General features: G+C 62.7%; 2 protein-coding genes. Both read left to right on the top strand.

The features are described from left to right. A partial coding sequence (locus tag A9J21_RS14820) for an ABC transporter ATP-binding protein (protein WP_066736873.1) occupies window positions 1-573 on the top strand: 573 nt, incomplete at its 5' end. A 112-nt stretch (window positions 574-685) separates the two neighbouring features. Continuing rightward, complete coding sequence (locus A9J21_RS14815; protein ID WP_066736871.1) at window positions 686-1,894, top strand: ABC transporter substrate-binding protein; 1,209 nt, start codon at window positions 686-688, stop codon at window positions 1,892-1,894. Window positions 1,895-1,919: the final 25 nt, after the last annotated feature.

Here is a 1,919-nt window from a genome sequence, read left to right as displayed (position 1 = left end):
ATCATGGGCCTGACCGGCGCGCGCAAGGGATCGATCAAGATCAACGGCAACGAGACCATCGGCCTGCCCACGCACAAGATTGCGCACTACGGCATCGGCTACTGCCCCGAAGAGCGGGCGATTTTCTCCAGCCTGTCGTGCGAGGAAAACCTGCTGCTGCCGCCGGTGCTCAAGGGCGCCCGTGGCGGCGACACCCCGGGCATGAGCGAGGCCGAGATCTACGAGATGTTCCCGAACCTGCGGGAACGCAAGCAGAGCCAGGGCACGCGGCTGTCCGGCGGCGAACAGCAGATGCTGGCCGTGGGCCGCATCCTGCGCACGGGCGCGAACCTGCTGCTGCTCGATGAAATCTCCGAGGGCCTGGCCCCGGTGATCGTGCAGGCGCTGGCGCGCATGATCCTGATGCTGAAGAAGAAGGGCTACACCGTGGTGATGGTGGAGCAGAACTTCCGCTTCGCCGCGCCGCTGGCCGACCGCTTCTACGTGATGGAGCACGGCGCCATCGTCGAGCGCTTTGCCGCCAGCGAGCTGCAGGCCAAGATGCCGGTGCTGAACGAACTGCTCGGGGTCTGACCCGCTGCGCCAGACCGGTGCCAGGGTCGCAATTTCGGATCGTGTTGAATCGTATTTTTACGAGATGGCAGGAACGGGTGGCAGCTCGCCGCCGCAACTCAGGAGACAAGACATGAAGATGACTCGGCTGGCTGTCGCAGTGGCGGCAACTGTCTTTGGTGCGTTTGCAGGGGGCGCCTCGGCGCAGGTATCGAACGATACGGTGAAGATTGGCTACATCACCGACATGTCGGGCCTGTATGCCGACATCGACGGCCCGGGCGGCCTCGAGGCGATCAAGATGGCCATCGAGGATCACGGTGGCAAGGTGCTGGGCAAGCCGATCGAACTGGTCAGCGCCGATCACCAGAACAAGGCTGACATCGCCGCGTCGAAGGCGCGCGAATGGATGGACCAGCAGGGCCTGGACATGCTGCTGGGCGGCACGAACTCCGCCACGGGCCTGGCCATGAACAAGGTGGCGCAGGAAAAGAAGCGCGTCTACTTCAACATTGGCGCGGGCACGGCTCGCCTGACCAACGAAGAGTGCTCGCCGTACACGGTGCACTACGCGTATGACACGGTGGCGCTGGCCAAGGGCACCGGCAGCGCGGTGGTGAAGCAGGGCGGCAAGAAGTGGTTCTTCCTGACTGCCGACTACGCGTTCGGCCATTCGCTGGAAAGCGATACGGCGGCCGTGGTGAAGGCCAACGGCGGCACGGTGGTGGGCCAGGTGCGCCATCCGCTGTCGGCGTCGGACTTCTCGTCGTTCCTGCTGCAGGCGCAGGCATCGAAGGCTGACATCCTGGGCCTGGCCAATGCCGGTGGCGACACGATCAATGCGATCAAGGCGGCCAAGGAATTCGGCATCACCAAGTCCATGAAGATTGCTGGCCTGCTGATGTTCATCAACGACGTGCACAGCCTGGGCCTGAAGAACACCGAAGGCCTGCTCATGACCGACAGCTGGTACTGGGACATGAACGACGACACCCGCAAGTTCGCGAATCGCTTCTTCGGCAAGATGAAGAAGATGCCGAGCAGCCTGCAGGCCGCCGACTACTCCGCCGTCAGCACGTACCTGAAGGCCGTGGAAGCCGCCAAGACCGACGACCCGGACAAGGTCATGACCGAGTTGAAGAAGATGAAGATCAACGACTTCTACAACAAGAGCTACATCCGCGCCGACGGTCGCAACATCCACGACATGTACCTGATGCAGGTCAAGGCGCCGGCAGAGTCGAAGAAGCCGTGGGACTACCTGAAGGTGGCGGCAACGATCCCGGGCGACCAGGCGTTCACGACGGTGGCCGATTCGAAGTGCTCGCTGCTGAAGAAGTAAGGAAACTAGCAAATCAGCGATGGTT

The organism is Cupriavidus sp. D384, from assembly GCF_001652915.1.
Lineage (GTDB): Bacteria > Pseudomonadota > Gammaproteobacteria > Burkholderiales > Burkholderiaceae > Cupriavidus.
This window is presented reverse-complemented; position numbering and strand designations above follow the sequence as displayed.

Coding starts and splice junctions, on each gene's coding strand:
- A9J21_RS14815 (WP_066736871.1), top strand. CDS start 686: ATGAAGATGACTCGGCTGGCTGTCGCAGTGGCGGCAACTGTCTTTGGT.